Source organism: Methylobacterium sp. M6A4_1b, from assembly GCF_053345175.1.
Map to the genome: position 1 here is coordinate 32,423 of NZ_JBKEZQ010000020.1, position 19,415 is coordinate 51,837.

Sequence of the window (19,415 nt, forward strand, 5' to 3'; positions counted from 1 at the left end):
TGCCTAACGACAGGTAGGGAAATGACATGACCCAGGACATCATCTTCTCCGACGCCACCCGACTGGCCGAACTGATCCGGACCAAGCAGCTTTCGCCCGTCGAGGTCGTGCAGGCGCATCTCGATCGCATCGAAGCCGTCGATCCGCAGGTCAACGCCATCGTCACGGTGGCGGAGGGGGCGCGCGCTGCCGCAAAGGAGGCCGAAGCGGCGGTCCTGGCGGGCAAGGCGCTCGGGCCCCTGCACGGCGTCCCGTTCACCGTGAAGGATTCCATCGATACCGAGGGGGTCCTTACCCAGCGCGGCTCGCCCATCTTCAAGGGCCGCATTCCCGATGCCGACGCGACCAGCGTCGCCCGCATGAAGAGGGCCGGCGGAATCCTCCTCGCCAAGACCAACCTTCCCGAATTCTCCTACTGGATCGAGAGCGACAACCTGCTCTCGGGCCGCTCGAACAACCCCTGGAATCTCCAGCGCACGCCCGGCGGGTCGAGCGGTGGCGAGTCGGCGGCCATCGCGGCGGGCATGTCGCCGCTGGGCCTCGGCACCGACCTCGCCATTTCGGTGCGCGGCCCGGCGGCACAGACCGGCATCGTCTCGCTGAAGGCGACCCACGGACGCGTGCCGATGACCGGCATCTGGCCGCGGGCGCCTCGCCGCTTCTGGCATGTCGGCCCGATGGCGCGCTCGATCCGCGACCTCGCCCTCGCCTTCTCGCAACTGGCCGGCCCCGATGGCCTGGACGCGTTCGCGACGAGCGCGGCCTCGTCCGACGCCGGCATGGGCGCCGGGGCGGGTCGCAACCTCCGCGTCGGCTGGATGGTCGGGCCTGGCTTCGGTCCCGTCGACATGGAGGTGGCGGCCACCGTCAAGGCGGCGGCCGAGGCGCTCAGGGGCGAGGGGCACTTCGTGGAGGAGGTCCGCATCCCGGCGCTGGAGCGCGACTTCGCCCTCGACGTGTTCAACAAGCTCCATGTCATGGAGATGAAGCCCGCCTTCCGGGAGGCGACCGCCGGGCACGAGGACCAGATGTACACGATGGCCAGGACCATGCTGTCGCTGCCCGACACGTCGATGGAGGACTACATCGCGGCCGAGCAGGCGGCGGAGCGCCTGCGGGACGGCTATGCCACCTACTTCCGGGACTACGACGTTCTGCTGACCCCCGTGCTGCCGGTGCCGGCGCACAAGCACGGCATCAGCGAGCTCGTCGTCAACGGCGAGACGGTCGACCTGACCTATCTCCAGGGCGCGACCGTGCCCCTGAACGTCACGGGCTTGCCGGGGCTGTCGATGCGCTTCGGAACCAGCCGGGAGGGCCTGCCCATCAACGTGCAGCTGGTGGGCCGCTGGCAGGCGGAGGCAACGATCCTGCACGCCGCCTCGGTTCTGGAGGGCGTGAGTCCCGTCCGCCAGCTGCATCCGACCCTCTGAGGGTCGGAACCTGCCAGGGTCCGGTCGATCGCGTCAGGCGGATACGGGCCGTCGCGGCTCGGCCGTCCGGACGGCCGAGCCGCCTCACCGCAGCAGGTTCGTCTTGGCGAGGTCGAGCACGGAATCGCCTCGGCCGCTCATCACCGCGCGCAGGACGTAGAGGCTGAAGCCCTTCACCTGCTTGCCGTCGATCTTCGGGGGCATCGAGAGTTCCTGGCGGGCCACCACGCAGTCGAGGAGGGCGGGGCCGGGATGGGCCATCACCTCGCGGACCGCCGCCTCCAGCTCGGCCGGGTCCTCGACCCGGACGGCGTGGATGCCGGCGCCGCGGGCCATGGCGGCGAAGTCCGGGTTGTCGAGGGACACCCCGGTCTCGAGGTAGCCGGCGGCCTTCATCTCGAGCTCGACGAAGCCGAGGGTGCCGTTGTTGTAGATCACGATCTTCAGGGGCAGCGTCTGCTGGCGCAGGGTGAGGAGGTCGCCCATCAGCATGGCGAAGCCCCCGTCGCCGGAGAGCGACACCACCTGCCGGTCGGGATAGGCCGACTGCGCGCCGATGCCCTGCGCCATGGCGTTGGCCATCGAGCCGTGGACCCAGGAGCCGATCAGCCGGCGCCGGCCGTTCATCTTGAGGTAGCGCGCCGCCCAGATCGTCGGGGTGCCGACATCGGCCGTGAACACCGCGTCGTCCGCGGCCGCCTCGCTGACGAGCTTCGTCAGGTATTGCGGGTGGATCGGCTGCTTGGCCGACTTGAGGCCGAACCAGCCCGTCGCCGGCGTGCCCGTGGCGAGGTCGTCGAGGTCCTCCCGCGCCTTGGCGTAGTGCTTCAGGGCCGCGTCGAGATGCTTGCGCTCGGCCTTGTGGGTGAGCTTGGGCAGCAGCGCCCGGATGGTGTCGTCGACGTGGCCGACGAGGCCGAGATCGAGCCTGCACCGGCGCCCGAGCTGCTCCGGGCGGATGTCGACCTGGGCGATCTTGGCGTCCTGCGGGTAGAACTGCCGGTAGGGAAAATCGGTGCCCAGCATCAGCAGGGTGTCGCAGGACATCATCGCGGCATAGCCCGACGGGAAGCCGATCAGCCCGGTCATGCCGACGTCGTAGGGGTTGTCGTACTCGACCACGTCCTTGCCGCCCAGCGCATGGACGATGGGGCTCTTCAGGGCCTCGGCGAGCCGAAGCAGCTCGGCATGGGCGCCCGCGCAGCCGCGCCCGCACAGGAGGGTGATCCGCTCCGAGCCGTTGAGCAGTTCGGCGAGCGCGTCGAGCTCGGTCTCGGCCGGGCGCACCACGGGCCTGGGCGGGATCAACCCGGCATTGGGGGCGACCCCGCGGGTCGGCGCATCCATCAGGGCGACGTCGCCCGGGATGATTACCACGGCGACGCCGGAGAGGCCGATCGCCGCCCGCATGGCATTCTCCAGCACCTGCGGCAGCTGGGAGGCGTCGCCCACCATCTCGCAATAGTGGCTGCACTCGCGGAACAGCTCGCCCGGGTGCGTCTCCTGGAAGTAGCCCGAGCCGATCTCGGACGAGGGGATATGCGCCGCGATGGCCAGCACCGGGGTGCGGGTGCGGTGGCAATCGTAGAGGCCGTTGATGAGGTGGACGTGCCCCGGCCCGCAGGACCCGGCGCAGACCGCGAGCTTGCCCGACAGCTGGCTGTCGGCCCCCGCCGCGAAGGCCGCCACCTCCTCGTGCCGGACATGGACCCAGTCGATCGTGCCCCGCGCCCGCAGCGACTCGGTCAGCGCGTTTAGGCTGTCGCCGACGATGCCGTAGATCCGCTGGACGCCGGCCTGGTCGAGGGTGTCGACGATTAGGTCCGCGACGGTGACGATCTTCATGGCGCTCGGCTCCGGTTGTTCCCCTGCCGAACCGGTCGTCCTGCGCCCCGGTTCCAGCCGAGGGTTGTGCTCCGCGCGCATCTGTCATCCGGGCTGCGCCGGGGACGGCGCGACCTCGACGCGACCGTGGCGTATACGCCCTGTCCCGTCCGATCCCGGGCTTTTTCGTGGGTGCCGACAATTTGAGCAACCGGCTTAGAAGGTCCTTGCTGCGCGCCGACGAATCCTGCCGCGTCAGACCCGCCTCGGGAACACCCGTCATGCAAGCCTCCCTGCACGCGCTCTCGTCGGAGCGCCGTACCGAACCCCGTTTCCGATCCGATGAGGCCGGCCGCATCACCGTCGACGAGCACACCGAGATCGCCTGCCTGGTGCATGATTTCTCCCTCAGCGGCGTCAAGATCACCCTGCCGGATGCCAATCTCGTACCGAGCACCTTCCTGCTCGCGGCCCCTCCCCTCGATGGCGTGAAGGTCTGCAGCATCGTCTGGCGCACCGACGAGATGATCGGCGCGCAATTCCGATGATGTCGCACGGTCACGGCGGCGATACCGCGTCGTAACCACTTCGCCCCTACGAGCGGCCGACCCGAAGCATCAGGGCACCGAGTGATGGAAGAAAGACGATCCGAGCCCCGCGCCCGCACGTTGCTGGCGGGCAAGATCGCGTTGCACGGCGGCGGCGTCATCGACTGCACGCTGCGCAACCGCTCGCCCTCCGGCGCCCGCCTGCAGGTCGCGAGCGTCGTCGGCATCCCGGACCGCTTCACCCTGTTGCTGGAACCGCAGGGCGCGCGGCACCCGGTCCGGGTCGCCTGGCGCAAGCTGGGCGAGATCGGCGTCCGGTTCGTGGACGAAACGGCGTCCTGAGGGGTCCTACCAGACCTCCAGGACGGCGAGCCGGTCGCTGGCCGCCACGGTGGGGATCTGCGTCGGCGGAAGCGGGCTGACGCGGACGATCCCGTCGTCGCCGAAGCGGTGCAGGCGCAGCCTCCGGGGCGGGCCCGACAGACGGACCTCCACGGACCGCGGTGGGATGTCCGGCCGGGGCGCCCGGGCGCTGCGGTCCCAGCCGTCGATTCCGAGCCAGATGGGAACCAGCAGGGCGCCGTCCGCGCGCTGGAAGCTTGCCGCCACGAGGTCGGGCACCCCCGCCGGAAGCGCGACGCCGATACGTTCTCCTGGATTCCCCGCCTCCTCCGCCCTCCCGCCGAACAGGCGCATCAGGCCGCGCACGGCAGCGAAGGACGGGCTCGGCGTACCGTCGTGGGCGAGGAGTCCGAACCGGCTTTCCGGGTCGGTGTCGCCCCGCTCGAAGGACGCGATCAGCTCGTAGAGGTAGGTCCGCCGCACGCCCTGCAGGTAGCTCCACAGCAGCATGCGCGGCAGGTATCGGGCACGCATGCCCTCCGAGACCGGCAGGTGCGCGCTCGTGGACGCCAGGGCGGTGTGATAGCCGTTCTCGGTGACGATCACCGGGGCGGTGCCGAAGACCGGCCGCACCGCGGCGCGGAAGCCGCCGAGACTGCCCGCTCCCCGGGTCTCGGGGTGCTCCGGTCCCGGATAGGCGTGGATGTTGGCGAGATCGACCGAGCCGGAGAGGTTTTCGGCGGCCGCGATGTTCGCCTGGATGTAGCTCGGGCCGGCGACCTGGACGGAGCGGTGCCGCGGGTCGCTCCGCACCGCGCGGAACAGGGCCGCCTGGTGCTCGGCGGAAAGGCGGGCGAGGCCGGGCTTCGCGGCCACCGGCGGCTCGTTGCCGCCTTCCGCCACCACGAGCCCGTCGTCCGCCCAGTCGGCGATCTCGGCGAAGCGCTCCGGTGACACCCGCGGACCGGGCGTCAGGCCGTCGTAGAAGACCAGGCTGAAGCGGTAGCCCCGTCGGGCGAGGCTCGCGATCCGCGCGAACTGCCCGGACGGTTCCGTGCCCACGAGGACGATGTCGTCGCGCAGGTGGCGCACGCCGAGGTCGTCGAGGGCAGCGACGCAGACGGAAAAGCGCTCGACATAGGGCGAGCCCCCATGGCCGAAATGCACGTTGATGCCGACGGCGTCGATCAGATCCTCACAGCGATGCACCGGCGAGGCAGCGGCCTCGACCCGCGTCGCGAAGGCCCCCGCCGTCAGGGCCAGGGCCGTTCGCCGGGTGAGGCCGCTCACGCGAGGCCCGCGACGGCGGTGGTCCGGGAGGGGGCGTCGGCGGGTGTCCGCGCCTCGGCCCGGGAGGCCCGGGCTTCCTGAACCGAGTGCAGCAGGTCACGCAGGTGAATTCCGAGCATCGCCTGCGCCTCGGCCGAACTGAAGTTGTGGTCCACGTCCGGCACGATCGCCACAGGGGTGCCGAGGCGCCGGTCGGCACGGCCGGGCGAACGTCCGAGATGGCGGCGCAGGGTCGCAAGCCCGGGATCGCCGGCGCTGTAGACGAGGCGAATCTCGGCGCCGCGCTGCCGCAGCCGGGCGACCCGCCGGGCGACGGAGCCGCCGGGGGAGATCGGGTTCCTCAGGCGCCGCAGCCGCCGCAGGGCCGTCTCGAGCGCCCGCCTGGCGAGGACCCCGCTGATCGCCCGCACGTGGATCTCGCCGCGCAGGAGCCGCCGCCACGTCGCGCTCCGCTTCAGGAGCGACGCGTAGGTGCCCGTGCTGCCGACGGTCTGGCGGATCGCGGCGTCGACATCCTCGTTCGGGTCCCAGTCGAAGCAGTAGAGGTTGACGAGAAGTGCGCCGTCGACGCGCGCGTCGCGGCAGAGGGCCTGGAACGCCGCGTAGGCGCCGCTGCAATTGCCCACGAGGACGATGGGTCCGCGGGCCTCGGCGAGGTGATCGAGGGCTCGGCCCACATCCGCGAACCCGTCGGGGGCGTAAGGGGGCTTGCGAGCATCCGGCCGGCGGCCGCTGTCGCCGATGCCGGCGAGGTCGAAGCGGAAGGAGGGAACGCCCTCCACGGCGAGCCTGCGCGCGAGGTCCGTGGTCTGCCGGCCCCAGCCGGAATGCACGGTCATGCCGGTGGAGACGAACACCACCGTCGGTGCGCCGGAATCCTGCCGCCGGGGCAGGCAGCGGATGCCGAACAGGTCCGGCTGGAACCGGGCGGGGGTCTCGGACCAGCCGGCGCCGTCCAGGCGCGCCGGGGAAATGCGGAGCGGAGCGGCGGGGCCCGCGATCGTGAGGTCTTCCGTCGCGAAGGCGGTGATGCGTTCGAAATCCGCCTCCGGAACCTCGGCGAAGATCGGGTCGCCGACGAGAAGCGGAAGTCCGGGGAGCGGCCCGGTCTCCACGGCGCCGCCGAGGGCGGTCAGCCTGCCGGTCAGCGTCCGCGTCTCGGGCGCGAGGAGCAGGGTCCGCGGGGCCGGCGCGCGCCCGGTCGCGCCGGCGTCGAGGGCGCTGAGATCGGCCAGGAAGGCCGAGCCCATGCGGAAGCCACCGACGGACAGGTCGTGGGCATCCGCCTTCGGGGCCACGCCATCCGCGACGCCGCCGACCGTTCGGGCGCGAAGCCGCATCTCGCGAAGATAGGCCCGCCCGGTCGCCGCCGGCGCCAGCAGGACCAGACGGTCGACCTCCTCCTCCTGGGCCGCCAGCAGGGCGAGGTTGGCGCCGAGCCGCAGGCCGATGAGGACGATCTCTTCGACGCCGGCCGTCTCGCGCAGGAAGCGCACCGCCCGGCGGACCGCTGCGACATGGTCCGAGAGCCGTGCCTCGCCGGTATCGCCCGAATTGCCCTCCCCCGGATAGTCGAAGCGCAGCGTCGGGCAGCCGGCCGCAGCGATCCGTCCGGCAAGCGCCCGCCAGGGGCGGTGGGCAGCCATCTGCTCGAAGCCACAGGCGCCGCACAGGACCACACCGCGCCGGCCCGCGGCCGGGTGGATCCAGCCGAACAGGTCGTCGAAGGTCACGGGCACGGCGGCTTCGGGCGCCGTATCCGGGGCGGTCATGGAACGGACCTCAGGCATCATGGGCGAACCTCACGATCTCTCGGCTGTTGAGGGCCCCGACCACGCCTTGCGGAAGCCGGAGATGACCGGGGAAGCTGACGAGCCTCTCCGTGCCCGGCGCCAGGTGGAAGCCGCTGTCGCTAGGCCGCGCCTCCGGACTTCGCACGCTCACTCCGAGGGCGAGGTGGTCGGTGGCGATGCGCAGGGTCGGCACAGGCGCGTCGGCCACGGGCGCGACGCGCAGGCCGATCGCCTCCGGCGCGACCGGCCGGAGGCCGGGAAAATGGAAGCTCTCGGCGATGACCGTCCCCGTTGCGTCCGTGAGGCGGGCATGCGCGACGTCGTGGATGCGGGGGCCGAAGCGGTAGCTGTCGGTGCCATCGAAGAAGCGGCCGAGCATCTCGGCGGAAGACAGGGTCAGGGAGGCCCGCGGACCGACTGTCAGGTCGCGCTCGGCCCGTGCCCCGACCTTGCCGGTGCGGTTTGCGAAGGTCAGTCCCAAGCGCAGGTCCAGGCCCTGGGCGGTCTCGTTGTGGACGTGGAGGTGCAGCCCGCCCAGGCCCTCGTCCGACAGGGTCACCTGCACCGGGCGGAAGGCGCGCTTCAGGGCGTACCAGCCGGATTTCGGGGCCTGGTTCCAGTCGATCACGCCCCAGCCGGTGCCCGGCCCGAGGTCGCGCAGGAACCAGACGAGCCCGCCGGCCGTGGGCGAGCGCGCCCTGCGCCACTCGGCGAAGGTGGCCTCCATCACTTCGGCGACGGCGGCGCGGCCGAGTTCGAGGTAGCGCTGCGGATCGTCGGCGCGCAGGGCTGCGGGATCGACGCCGTAGAGCAGGCCGACATAGTGGTCGCGCACCTGCTCGAAATCCCAGTCGGCGCCCCGGTCGCGAGGAATACCCCGGTCCCAGTGCGGATCGGCCGGGCTCGTCCGTCCGAGCGTCGCCGGCTCCGGCAGGTTGGCGAAGGCGAGGCATTCGCTGGCGAAGCCCACTTCGGCGCGGCGCGCATCCTCCAGGGGGCGGCGATAGGCGCCGACGCCGTAATAGTGGGTGCAGCCCGCGCTCGGAGAGAACGGCAGGTCGCCGCCCGACGGCGAGTTCGGCACCACCACGAGGTCGGGCCGGGTCTCCCCGACGAGCCCCGGCAGGGTCTCGGCACAGAACGGGTCGGCCCAGACGGACCGCGGCGCTCCGAGCATGGCGGCCTGCTGCCAGACCTCGCTGCCGCCGCAGATCACGGCGAGGGAGGGGGCGAGCTGTGTCCGGTGGAGGGTGCCCGTCACCTCGCGGGCGAGCGTGGCGGCGAAGCCGGCCGCTTCGTGCGGATAATCGAAATTCGCCAGCATCAGGTCCTGCCAGACCAGGATGCCGGCGGCGTCGCAGAGGTCGTAGAAGTCGGGCGCCGGGTAGAGAGTGGTGCCCGACACGCGCAGCATGTTCATGCCGGCCTCGCGGGCGAGGTCGACGAGTGCGGCGCAATCCTCGGCGCCGAGCCCGATCAGGTCCGAGGGCGTCCAGTTGGCGCCCCGGCAGAAGACCGGCACGCCGTTGACGGCCAGGGCCAGGCCCTCCTCGAAGGGCCGCGCCAGCGACAGGGTGCGAAAGCCCGTCCGGCCGAGATCGACCGCCACGCCGTCGACCTCGACGCTCACGGCGTGCAGACGGGGCGTGCCGTGGGTGTGCGGCCACCAGGGCGCGACGCCGGGCAGCGTGAGCGTGCCGATGAAGTGGCCGGTCTCGGATTCCGCGAGGGCCACGGCGCAGCCGTCGCAGCGGAGCGTGACGGAGGTGGGCTGGCCGGAGATCCGCAGGCGCGCAAGGAGGCGTCCGGTCTCGCCATCATACGTGGCCCGCAGGTCGGCGTCCGTCACGCCGGGGCGAAGGGGCTCCACGGTCACCGGGCGGTAGGGACCCACAAGGTCGATCTCCGGGCACCAGCCCGGCATGAAGCCGAGAAGGCTCGTGCGGACGTGGCGCAGGGAACCCGGCGTGATCATCCGGGGGCGCCAGCGCCCGCGCTTGCCCGGGCGATCGAGTTCCGACTTGAGCGACCGGAAGCAGAGGGCGATCTCGGCCCCCGGCCGGAAATCGACCTCGAAGGCGTGCGCCTCGAACATGGAGCGGGAGACCAGCACCGGCACGCCGTCGAGCCAGATCTCGGAAAGGGTCGCGAGGCCTTCGAACCGCAGGCGCAGGGGGCCGCCCTCGGTCAGCCGGGTTCGGTACCACACGTCCCGGTCATGGATCGGCGTCGGCGCCGCCTCCGACCAGCGGCCCGCCTCGCGCAGGGCGGCGGCGACGGTGCCGGGCACCGGCGCCGTGATCCAGTCGGCGGCCTCCGACAGGTCGCCCGGTCCGGCCCAGGCGTTCGGCGGCGTCAGGGCGAGCCGCCAGGGGCCGTCCACGGCCTGCGGTGCCACACCGTCGATGGACCGGATCCGGGCCACGATCCGCCCCTATCGGCCGAGTGCGCGGTCGAGGGCCGCGAACACGTCCGCGTAGGTGGCCGCGAGCCGGTCGAGGCGCGGCGCGAGTCCCTCGGCGCCGCGGCGATGGAAGGCCCGGGCGAGCTGGAACTGGAAGGCCTTGGCCTCGACGGCGAGCCGAAGGGCCGTGTCCGAAGCGGGGGTGAAGGTGCCGGCGCCCGCCGCGTCGAGCCAGGCGAGATGGCTCGCGAGCATCTCGAAATTCGCGCCGAGCTGGCGGGTGGTGTTGAAGGCGTAGGCGTGGAAGACGCCGAGGGACCGCTGCACCAGGGCCGGCCCGGTCCGCGCGAGGGTGTCGCGGAACGCCAGCACCGGATTGTGCCCGGGGGCCCGGACGCGATGATACCGCAGCAGCTCGAGCGCGGCGCCCGGCAGCTCGGCCGTGCTCATGGGCGGTGCGACCGCCTTCACGAACTCCGCGTAGGGCGGCAGCACGGCCGGCCCGAAGATGCCGCGATAATCGCCGCCGGAGAGGCGGAAGCGGCCCGCATTGTGCAGGTAGTCGAGCTCCTCGGTCTCCGGGTCGAGGGCCAGGAGGCCGATCGTGGTCTTGCCGTGCTCCCGGCCGTAGGTGGTGCCGTGGGTGTCCGGCAGGTAGATCGCGTCGACCTCCACCAGCACCGGCCGGCCCTGCTGCACCTGGACCAGGGCCTGCGCTTCGAGGCTGTCGTAGACCGCGAGCTCCAGCACCTCGAGCCCGTAGAGCCGCTCGATGTCGGCCGCCGGCGGTTTGAAGAAGGTGAACTGGTCGCCCTCGAAATCCTGCCTCAGGGTGAAGCCCAGCATCGCCTCCGGCACGAGGCCGCGCCCGTGCAGGAGTTCGATCCAGAGGTCGACGTAGCAGTTCGTCTCCGGCCAGTTGCGGTCGGCCGCGTGGAGCGGGTGCGGCAGGTAGGGCGTCGCGGGGTCAAGGCCCGGTGTCGGGCGGAGAAGTGCGCTGGTCACCGGCTCAGCCCCACAGGGTGGTGCGCACGGCGTCCGGCCAGGCGGCGAGGTCCAGGCCGTGATGGCGCAGGAGCGCCAGGGTGATCCGCTCCAGGCCGAAGCCGACGCAGGCGGTGTGGGCGACGCTGCCGTCGGCCTGGCGCAGGTCCCAGGTCGTTCCGAAGTGATCCTGATGATAGTTGAAGCTGAGGCAGGCGGTCGGCTTCTCGATGCTGTTCACCGGGACGTTCAGCTCGAACTTGAGGTTCTGCTGGCGCTGGTTGTTGGCGAGCATCCGTCCGGCCCGGCCGAAGAAGGGGTCGTTCGCCACGTCGATGGCCAGCGGCAGGTCGAGGCTGCGGATCATCTCGGTGCCGCGGGCGAGCCAGGATTCGCGGAAGGCGAGCACCTGCTCGGGGCTGCCCATGCGGACGTATTCGCGCATCCGGAAGAGCTGCATGCGGGTCGGCTCCAGGCTGGGCTCGCGCCGGAAGCAGTAGGATTGCAGGTCGAACAGGCCGCCCCCGTCGGGCAGCCGGCCGCGTGCGGCGGCGGCCGGGTACAGCGGGTAGCAGGCCGCGGGCGTGAGCACGATGTCCGTCGCCTGCTGGTGACCGGTCCAGTCGCTCCGGGCTTCGACGTAGGCGAGGAGCTCGGCATGCTCCGCCTCGTTGCCACAGAAGCTGTGCACCGTGCCGGCGAGGTTCGGGAAGCCCTTGAGGTAGCCGCTGCGCTCGAAGGCCGGCCGGCTCATGGCGGGGGGAAAGCGCATCACTTCCGCCCCGTCGGGCGCGCCGAGGCGGCTGATCAGGCGCTCGAGGGCGTCCACGACGCTCTCGAAGGCGCCGCTGCGGCCGTAGAGGCCGTCGACGCCGGTGCGCACCAGGAGGCCCTGATCGAACAGACGGTCGAGGAAGCTCGGGACGGCGTCCGCGGCCTCGTCGAAGATCTCGGTGGCCCGGGCATCCGCCGGGGTGGAGAAGGTCGAGTCCATCACGCGCTCATGAGCTGGCCGCCGCCCTTCTGCACGAGCAGAAGCTTGGCGGTGTTGGCGAGGATGCGGTCGTTTCCGATCATCAGCGGCGCCGACAGGACGTCGCGCAACGGTCGACCGAGGCTGAAGGGCGTGCCGTTCTTGTAGCCGGCGAGGCCGACGATCGAGAGGGCGCGCTGCACGATGTCGACGGCCATCTCGGAGGCGGTCGTCTTCAGGTTGTTGAGCATAACCGAGAAGCCGATCGACCCGATGGTGTCGGCGTCCCCGTGCGCGTCCTCGTAACGGCGGAGCGCCGAGACGATGGCGGCCCGCATCGCCTGGAGCGCGTTAGAAACCTCCGCGAGGCGCAGGGCGGTGGGCGGCACCTGTCCCGGCTGGCGCCGAGCCTCGGCCTGCACGAAGGTGCGGGCACGGTCGACGGCGGAATTGGCGATGCCGTACCAGACGCTGCTCCACAGGAGATGCGAGGAGGCCAGCATCGACTGGGCCGCGATCTCCGCGAAGGGCTTGGGCAGGATCTGCTCGACGGGAATGTCCCGAGCCTCCAGGCGGAAGCCGTCGCTGCAGGTGCCACGCATGCCCAGCGTGTCCCACACGGTCTTGCGCTCCAGGGAGATCTGATCGGCGAACAGGGCAACCAGCACCTGGTCGGAACCCACGGCCTCCGGATGGCGCCGGGCCGTGGCGAGGATCAGGTCGGCCTGGGTCCCGTAGGAGATCACCGAGGCGTCCTTGCCGAGGGCGAAGACATTCCCGGTCGTTTCGACGGCACAGAAGCTGGTGCGCAGGTCGCCGCCGATCCCCGCCTCCGTGGTCGAGGAGGCGACGAGGAGCTGTTCCTGGGCGATCCGCTCCATCAGGTGGCAGTGCCAGGTGCTGTCGAGGCCGTGCGCCACCAGGCTTGCGACCTTGATGTGATGCATGGCGAAGACCATCGCGGCACTGCTGCAGGCCTGCCCGAGGGTGCTGCACGCGTCCGCGATCTCGCGCAGCCCGGCGCCCTCGCCGCCGAACTGGCGAGGGATCTGCAGGCCCAGCAGGCGCTCCGCCTTGAGGGCCGTGACCGCCTCCAGGGGGAAGCGGCCCTCGCGGTCGACGCCGTCGGCATGGAGCGCCGCGACCGCCGCCGCACGCTGCGCGCGCTGGGCCAGGGTGCTCATGCGGCCTGCGGCCGGACGACGGCGGCGACGGTCTCGCGGATCGCACCGATCGTGGCGAAGGACTTGCGGGTCAGGAACTCGTCCGGGAACTCGATGCCGAACCGCTCCTCGAGCGCGAGCATGAGCTGGACCGAGCCGAACGAGTCGAGGCCGCGATCGAACAGGCTCTCGTTGTCCGAGATCTGATCGGCGATCGGCGCCAGAGCCTCGTTCGAGGCAAGGATCTGACGGATGTCTTGAGAAGTGACCAAGATGCGGCTCCTTTCTGGGATCGGGCCATGTATTGAGCTGGATTGAAGATTGTCAAACACCAAGGCCTGCGATGGTAAATTCCGATATATGTTGTTCGAGGTGCGGATTAGCGGTGCAGGATCAGTCGTGGTCGATCGGTCGGAGCCGCCGTTCCTGCGACGATCACGGCGCGCAGCTTTACATCCGCTTTCCGTAAAGGCCGGAAACTGCGAAATTCACTCCGATTCGTCTGGGCGGCAGCAAGAACCGCCGTCGTGATGAACAAAGTCTCACGAGAATTGTAGAAAGCCCGGACGATTCAGGATAACGTCTGGAATGGCGTGACTTTAGCGTCGGCGGCGCGCTCAGGTTCTGCGATCGGGCGTTGAGCGGACGCCCTCCCCGTCAGGCGGGCGGCGACAGGCGATCCGACGGCGAGAGATGATCTACAATCTGCAGATCTTGCGCGCCCTGGCGGCCTATGCGGTCTTCCTGACGCATTTCGGCCTCTACGCCGGTCCCATCCTGCCGCGGCCCGACGCTCTCGCGTTCGGCGCAGCGGGCGTGGACGCGTTCTTCGTCCTGTCCGGCTTCATCATGTTCGTGAGCACGGCGGGGCGCAGCGAGACTCCCGGCTCGTTCCTGCTGCGCCGGGCGATCCGCGTCGTGCCGCTGTATTGGTTCGTGACTCTCGCGCTGGCGCTGGTGGCGCTCGCCGGCCTGAAGCCGATCGGCATCGTCGAGCTCCGGCCCGATTATGTGGTGCAGTCGCTCCTGTTCCTGCCCTTCTCGCGCGGCGGCTACGTCGAACCCCTGAATTCGGTTGGCTGGACGCTCAACTACGAGATGTTCTTCTACGCCGTGTTCGCTGCCCTGCTGCTGATGGCGAGCCTGCGAGCGCGGATGACCGGTCTTGCCCTGGCCTTCGGCGCCCTGGTTTTTCTCGGCCTCGCGCCTGTGCCTGGGCTGTACTGGGCCTATTACACCAAGCCGATCGTGCTCGAATTCGTCGCCGGCGCAGGCCTCGGCTACGCCTACCACCGCCTCGGCGCGCAGCGGCCGGGCTTCCCGGTCCGGCGCACCGCCGCGGCGGCCCTCGCGGCCGCGGCGTCGATCGTCCTCTGCGGCCAGGCCGCGGCGATCACCCTCGGCGCCGACCTGGAGATGACGGGTTTCCTGCGCCCCCTGGTCTGGGGGAGCGCGGCCGTCCTGGCGGTCGGCGCGCTGGTGCTTCTCGAGCGGGGCGGCGTCGTCCTGCGGTGGCGCTGGCTCCTCTCCCAGGGGAATGCCAGCTATGCATTCTATCTTATCCACAACTTGATGTTGCATGTCGGCGCCAAAGTGGCAGCCGTCCTGGTGGCGCCCGGCCCGTTGCGGGTCGCCTTGGTCTTCGTCCTCGCGCTGTCGGCGTCGATCGCTCTCGGCGAGTGGCTGCACCGTGTCGTCGAGGTGCCCCTGGGCGCAGCATTGCGGCGTTTGTGCGACCGGGGAGCCCGCCCCGCGCCGCTGCCTGGCGCCGTCGCACCGTGAACGACTCGCATCGTCCGGGACCGCCGGGATGGATTTTTAGTCCAGAGCGTTAACGAGACACTGCTTTCTGTCAAACAATTTTCGATAAAGCGGACGATAGACCATTATCTCTAAGTACTGGACGCTTGAGATACTGCTTTCACCCTTGGGTCGGTCGTTGTATTTTGCATCTCAAGAGTAGCGCTCCGGCCGGTCGGCGGTCGGGCCGACAGTCAGTGGAAACTCACCGGGTGTCCGGCGTGCCGGCAAGGATGGTTCGGATGCGAGTCGCAATCGTTCACGACTGGTTGTATGTGGTCGGAGGCGCCGAGCAGGTGCTGCGTCAGCTGCTCAAGATCTATCCCCAGGCGCATGTCTATACGCTGTTCGACTTCCTGCCAGACGCTTCCCGGGCGTATCTCGGCTACGAACATGCGCGAACGAGCTTCATCCAGCACCTTCCCTTCGCGCGGACGCGGCACCGGCACTACCTGCCGCTGATGCCCCTCGCCATCGAGCAGTTCGACCTGTCGAGCTACGATCTGGTCATTTCCAGCAGCTACGCGGTGGCCAAGGGCGTGCTCACCGGGCCCGACCAGCTTCACGTGTCCTATGTCCACTCGCCGATGCGCTACGCCTGGGACCTCCAGCACACCTATCTGCGCGAGAGCAACTGCGAGAAGGGCCTCAAGGGCCTTCTCGCCCGCCTCGTCCTGCACCGCATGCGTCTGTGGGACTACCGCACGGCGGCCGGGCCGAACGCCATCGTCGCCAATTCCGGCTTCGTGGCCCGGCGCATCCACAAGGTGTACGGCCGCAGCGCCGAGGTGATCCCGCCACCCGTCACCCTTTCGAACCAGCGCTACGACGGGCCGCGGGCCAACCACTTCCTCGTGGCGAGCCGTCTCGTTCCCTACAAGAACGTCGAGGCGGTGGTGCGCGCCTTCGCGCAGTTGCCCGGCCTCAACCTCGTGGTCGCCGGCACCGGTCCGGAGGCCGATCGGCTGAAGGCGATCGCGACCGCGAACGTCTCCTTCGTGGGCTTCGTGTCCGACGAGGAACTGCGCCGCCTCATGGCCACCGCCCGCGCCTTCGTCTTCGCGGCCGAGGAGGATTTCGGGATCATCGTGGTGGAAGCCCAGTCGGAGGGAACCCCGGTCCTCGCCCTCGGCCGCGGCGGTGCCCGCGAGACCGTCCAGGCCCGCGGACCGAACCGCACGGGCCTGTTCTTCGACACCCCCGAGCCCGACGCCATCGCGTCCTGCGTCTGCGACTTCATCCGGCAGGAAGAGAGTTTCACCCGCGAGGCCTGCTGGAACCAGGCGGAGCCGTTCTCCGCCGATCTGTTCCGCATCCGGTTCTCGCGATTCGTCGACGAGCAGCTCTCGATGCACCGCGCCGCTTGCGAGCCGCGCCCGCGCACACTCTCCCGGCTCGAGCCCGTTCCGCGCTTCGAAGCCGTGTCCTAACGAGCGGCGCGCATGTCCCTCCTCACCCTCGACATGCCCGAAAGGGTTCCGGCCGCCGGGCGCGCGCCCGAGCAGGACCGTGAACGCGGCGGCGCATTGATGGCGCCGCTCCTGAAGATCTGGCGCCGGCGTCTTCTGTTCGCGAGCGTCTTCGCCGCCGTCCTCGGGCTCGCGGTCGCCTTCCTGATCCGCACGCCCGCCCAGTACGTCGCCAGTGGCTCCGTCATCGTGGCCGAGCCCGAGCCCGGCGCGAACAACGCCTCCATGGCCTGGATCCAGAAGCTCGGCGACCCTGCCGACCTCGAGAGCCAGATCCTGGTGATCCGGTCCCCCCGCCTCATGCGCCTGGCCGCCGAGAGCGGTCTCGCCGAGGCGGTGATGGCCGAGTGCCGCCATGCCATGACCCGCGGACGGCCCGACCGGATCACCGAGAAGAAGGACGCCGTCTGCGCCAAGCTCGGCAGCGATCGCGACGCCCTCGTGGAATACCTCCAGAAGCGCTACATGGTCGGCAGCGCCGGCCGCTCGCGCGTCATCGCCATCGGCTACAAGTCGCCGCTGCCCGAGGTGGCGCAGACGATGGCCAACGCCCTGATCAACGCCTTCCTGGAAGACCAGCGCAACGCGCAGGCCTCCAGCCGCAAGGCCGCCACCGACTGGCTGTTCACCGAGATCAAGCAGCTCGATGCCTCGATCCGCGACGACGAGGCGCGCATCCAGGCCTTCCGCCGCCGCAAGGGCCTCGTGAAGGGCGCGACCGGACCGATCAGCGCCGAGCGCCTCACGGGTATCAGCCAGCAGCTCGCCGCCGCCGAGGGCGCCAAGGCGGACGCGGCCGCGCGCCTCAAGGAGATCGAGGCCGACCGGCGCCGCGGCTCCGACAGCGCCCCCGCGGCCCTCGCCAGCCGCGCGGTGGGCGACCTCAAGCAGCAGATCAGCGGTGTCAGCGCCCAGCTCGCCAATCAGAGCACCCTGCTCGGTCCGAACCATCCCACCGTGCGCGCCCTCCAGACCGAGCAGGCGAGCCTGCGCGCCCGCATCGACCGGGAACTCGCCAACGTCGCGGACGGACTGCGCAAGACCTACGAGGCCTCCAACACCCTGGCCCGGTCCCTGCGGGCCCAGATGGAGAGCGCCAAGTCGGAGGCCGCCGCCGCCATGGACGACGAAGCGTCGATCGAGGGCATGGTCCGCAACGCCGAGATCAAGCGCGCCCGCTACGCCGACCTCGTGAAGCGGGCGAGCGAGCTCGAGACCGAGCGGCGCATCCTCACCGGCAGCACCCGGCTCGTCAGCCTGGCCGAAGTGCCCCAGGACGCGTTCTCGCCCAAGCCCGTCCCGTTCCTCGCCGGCGCCCTCGTGCTGGCGACCGTGCTGGCCGCCGGCGCCGCCCTCCTGCGCGACCTCGCCGACCGCCGGGTCCGCACCCCCGCCCAGCTCGTGGCCGGCACCGGCGCCCCGGTCTTCGCGCAGCTGCCCTGCCTCACCGCGGGCGGCCTGATGGGTCGCCTGTCCGACCGGCGCCGCGAACTGCCCCTGGCGGAGGCCCTGCAGCGGGCGCAGGCCGACCCCGGCATGCGCAACGTCCTGCGCACCCTGCACGCCCACCTGTTCCTGGCGGGCGGCGACGGCTCGCGCACGGTGCTGGTGACCTCCGGCAAGCCGCGCGAAGGCAAGTCCTTCACGACCTTCGCCATCGCCGGCCTAAGCGCCGCGAGCGGCCGCCGGGTCCTGGTGATCGAGTGCGACCTGCGCCGGCCGAACTTCGAGGCCTCCCTCGGCCTCGGCCGCAGCGCCGGCCTCGCCGGCATCCTGCGCGGGGAGATCGATGCGCCCGCAGCCATCATCACCAAGGACGGCTTCGACGTCATCCCGGCCGGCATGCCGACGCCGGACTCGACCGAGCTCCTGATGAGCCAGCGCATGGCGCACCTCCTGCGCTGGAGCCGGCGCTACGATCTCGTGCTCCTCGACAGCCCGCCGACCAGCCTGCTGATGGATGCCTGCATGCTCGCCCGCCACGTCGACGGCGTGCTCTGCTGCACCCGCTACGGCCGTTCGCAGCTCTCCGACACCATCGAGACCGTCTCGAGCCTGCGCAGGGCCGGTGGCGCCGTCCTCGGCATCGCCATGACGATGGTGAAGCCCGGCGGCCAGCCGACCTACGATCCGATGCCCCGGTCCCTGCCGAAACGCGCGGAAGCCGCCTGATGGCCGGAACGCTCTCCACTGCCGCCGACCTCGACCCGGCGCGCGCCACGGTTCCGATCGAGACCCGGGGCGCCCGCCCGCGGGTGCTGTTCGTCAGCCACACCGGCACGATGTCGGGGGCCGAACTCGTCCTGCGGGACGTCGTGCGGGCTTGGCCGGGTTCTGCGGCCTTCCTGTTCGAGCGCGGCCCCCTCGCCGAGGCCCTGCGGGAGGCCGGCCTGAGCGTCCGGCTCGCCGCGCCGGGCGCCGACCTCTCGGGACTGCGCCGGGACGTCTCCCCCTTGCGCGCCCTTCCGGTGCTCGGGCGCCTCGCCCGCCTCGGGCTCGACCTCGCCCGGGCGGCACGGACCTGCGACGTCGTCTACGCCAACTCGCAGAAGGCCTTCCTGCTCGCGGCTCTGCCCGCCCGCCTCGTCGGCCGTCCCCTGATCTGGCACCTGCACGACATCCTCGACGGTGCCCATTTCGGCCGGGCGCAGCGAATCGTTCAGGCGCGCCTCGCGAATGCCTGCGCGGCGCGGGTGATCGTCCCCTCGCAGGCCGCCGCCGTGGCCTTCGTGCAGGCCGGCGGGCGTCGGGACCGCGTGACGGTGGTGCCGAACGGCCTCGACCTGACCCTCGATCCACGCCCCGCGCCCGCCTTGCGGGCTGAGCTCGGCCTGCCCGCGGGGCCCCTCGTCGGCGTGTTCAGCCGTCTCGCACCCTGGAAGGGGCAGGACGTCGTGATCGAGGCCCTGGCGCAGGTGCCGGAATTGCGCTGCGTGGTGGTGGGCTCGGCCCTGTTCGGTGAGGATGCCTACGCGGCGGGGCTGCGCGACCTCGCGGCGGCCCGGGGTGTCGCTGACCGGGTCCTGTTCCTCGGCCAGCGCAGCGACGTGCCCCGCCTGATGCAGGCCGTCGACGCGGTGGTCCATCCCTCCGTCGACCCCGAGCCGTTCGGCCGGACCCTCGTGGAGGCGATGCTGGCGGGCGTGCCGGTGGTCGCCACCGATGCCGGCGCCTCCAGCGAGATCCTCGATGGCGGCGCCCTCGGCACCCTTGTGCCGCCGCGCCGGCCCGACCGCATCGCCGCCGCCCTCGCCGAGCTCCTGGCGCGCCCGGAGTCCTTTGCCGGACGCACGCGCCTCGCCCGCGAGAGAGCCCTTGCCCGCTATGGGGCCGCCCGGATGCGGGACGATCTCGCCGCCCTGGTCCGCCAGGTCGCAACCCGCGCGTGACGC

Annotated in this window: 15 protein-coding genes; 7 read left to right on the plus strand and 8 right to left on the minus strand. The window is 71.0% G+C overall.

Annotated elements, in window-relative coordinates; translation table 11 throughout:
- Window positions 1–26: 26 nt before the first annotated feature.
- Window positions 27–1,433: an amidase gene (locus ACLBWX_RS17455; protein ID WP_447678267.1), complete on the plus strand. Its 1,407-nt coding sequence runs from the start codon at window positions 27–29 to the stop codon at window positions 1,431–1,433.
- An 84-nt stretch (window positions 1,434–1,517) separates the two neighbouring features.
- Here the strand turns inward: ACLBWX_RS17455 and poxB are convergent, their stop codons facing one another.
- On the minus strand, window positions 1,518–3,278 hold the full coding sequence (gene poxB / locus ACLBWX_RS17460; protein ID WP_447678268.1) for a ubiquinone-dependent pyruvate dehydrogenase: 1,761 nt from the start codon (window positions 3,276–3,278) through the stop codon (window positions 1,518–1,520).
- Window positions 3,279–3,484: 206 nt separating this feature from the next.
- Between poxB and ACLBWX_RS17465 the strand changes: the two genes are divergently transcribed.
- Both ACLBWX_RS17465 and ACLBWX_RS17470 read left to right on the plus strand, forming a co-directional pair.
- Window positions 3,485–3,805 carry a PilZ domain-containing protein gene (locus ACLBWX_RS17465; protein WP_447678269.1) on the plus strand — a complete coding sequence of 107 codons (321 nt, stop codon included), beginning with the start codon at window positions 3,485–3,487 and terminating at the stop codon, window positions 3,803–3,805.
- 84 nt (window positions 3,806–3,889) lie between these two features.
- Window positions 3,890–4,147 carry a PilZ domain-containing protein gene (locus ACLBWX_RS17470; RefSeq protein WP_447678270.1) on the plus strand — a complete coding sequence of 86 codons (258 nt, stop codon included), beginning with the start codon at window positions 3,890–3,892 and terminating at the stop codon, window positions 4,145–4,147.
- Between the two features lie 6 nt (window positions 4,148–4,153).
- Here ACLBWX_RS17470 and ACLBWX_RS17475 read toward each other — a convergent pair whose 3' ends face one another.
- Genes ACLBWX_RS17475 through ACLBWX_RS17505 form a run of 7 tightly spaced genes read right to left on the minus strand, consistent with a single transcriptional unit; the run spans window position 4,154 to window position 13,026 of the window.
- Entirely contained in the window at window positions 4,154–5,437 is a 1,284-nt protein-coding gene (locus ACLBWX_RS17475; RefSeq protein ID WP_447678271.1) for a hypothetical protein, read from the minus strand.
- Entirely contained in the window at window positions 5,434–7,209 is a 1,776-nt protein-coding gene (locus ACLBWX_RS17480) for an alpha/beta fold hydrolase (RefSeq protein WP_447678272.1), read from the minus strand. Before ACLBWX_RS17480 ends, ACLBWX_RS17475 begins: the two co-directional genes overlap by 4 nt.
- Window positions 7,210–7,219: 10 nt before the next feature.
- Window positions 7,220–9,655, minus strand: coding sequence for a glycoside hydrolase family 2 protein (locus tag ACLBWX_RS17485; protein WP_447678273.1), 2,436 nt, complete (start codon window positions 9,653–9,655; stop codon window positions 7,220–7,222).
- A gap of 9 nt (window positions 9,656–9,664) precedes the next feature.
- Window positions 9,665–10,639 carry a DUF1839 family protein gene (locus tag ACLBWX_RS17490; protein WP_447678274.1) on the minus strand — a complete coding sequence of 325 codons (975 nt, stop codon included), beginning with the start codon at window positions 10,637–10,639 and terminating at the stop codon, window positions 9,665–9,667.
- A gap of 4 nt (window positions 10,640–10,643) precedes the next feature.
- Window positions 10,644–11,612: an amino acid--[acyl-carrier-protein] ligase gene (locus ACLBWX_RS17495; RefSeq protein ID WP_447678275.1), complete on the minus strand. Its 969-nt coding sequence runs from the start codon at window positions 11,610–11,612 to the stop codon at window positions 10,644–10,646.
- A complete protein-coding gene (locus ACLBWX_RS17500; RefSeq protein ID WP_447678276.1) occupies window positions 11,612–12,775 on the minus strand; it encodes an acyl-CoA dehydrogenase family protein in 1,164 nt (387 codons plus the stop codon). Before ACLBWX_RS17500 ends, ACLBWX_RS17495 begins: the two co-directional genes overlap by 1 nt.
- On the minus strand, window positions 12,772–13,026 hold the full coding sequence (locus ACLBWX_RS17505) for an acyl carrier protein (RefSeq protein ID WP_447678277.1): 255 nt from the start codon (window positions 13,024–13,026) through the stop codon (window positions 12,772–12,774). Before ACLBWX_RS17505 ends, ACLBWX_RS17500 begins: the two co-directional genes overlap by 4 nt.
- Before the next feature lie 421 nt (window positions 13,027–13,447).
- Between ACLBWX_RS17505 and ACLBWX_RS17510 the strand changes: the two genes are divergently transcribed.
- From ACLBWX_RS17510 to ACLBWX_RS17525, 4 genes are all read left to right on the plus strand, one after another.
- A complete protein-coding gene (locus ACLBWX_RS17510) occupies window positions 13,448–14,536 on the plus strand; it encodes an acyltransferase family protein (protein WP_447678278.1) in 1,089 nt (362 codons plus the stop codon).
- Between the two features lie 260 nt (window positions 14,537–14,796).
- Window positions 14,797–15,984 (plus strand): glycosyltransferase, encoded by a 1,188-nt coding sequence (locus tag ACLBWX_RS17515; RefSeq protein ID WP_447678279.1) that lies wholly within the window; start codon window positions 14,797–14,799, stop codon window positions 15,982–15,984.
- A 12-nt stretch (window positions 15,985–15,996) separates the two neighbouring features.
- Window positions 15,997–18,195: a GumC family protein gene (locus ACLBWX_RS17520; protein WP_447678280.1), complete on the plus strand. Its 2,199-nt coding sequence runs from the start codon at window positions 15,997–15,999 to the stop codon at window positions 18,193–18,195.
- Complete coding sequence (locus ACLBWX_RS17525; RefSeq protein WP_447678281.1) at window positions 18,195–19,412, plus strand: glycosyltransferase; 1,218 nt, start codon at window positions 18,195–18,197, stop codon at window positions 19,410–19,412. The genes ACLBWX_RS17520 and ACLBWX_RS17525 overlap by 1 nt, the downstream gene beginning before the upstream one ends.
- The last annotated feature ends 3 nt before the right edge of the window (window positions 19,413–19,415 follow it).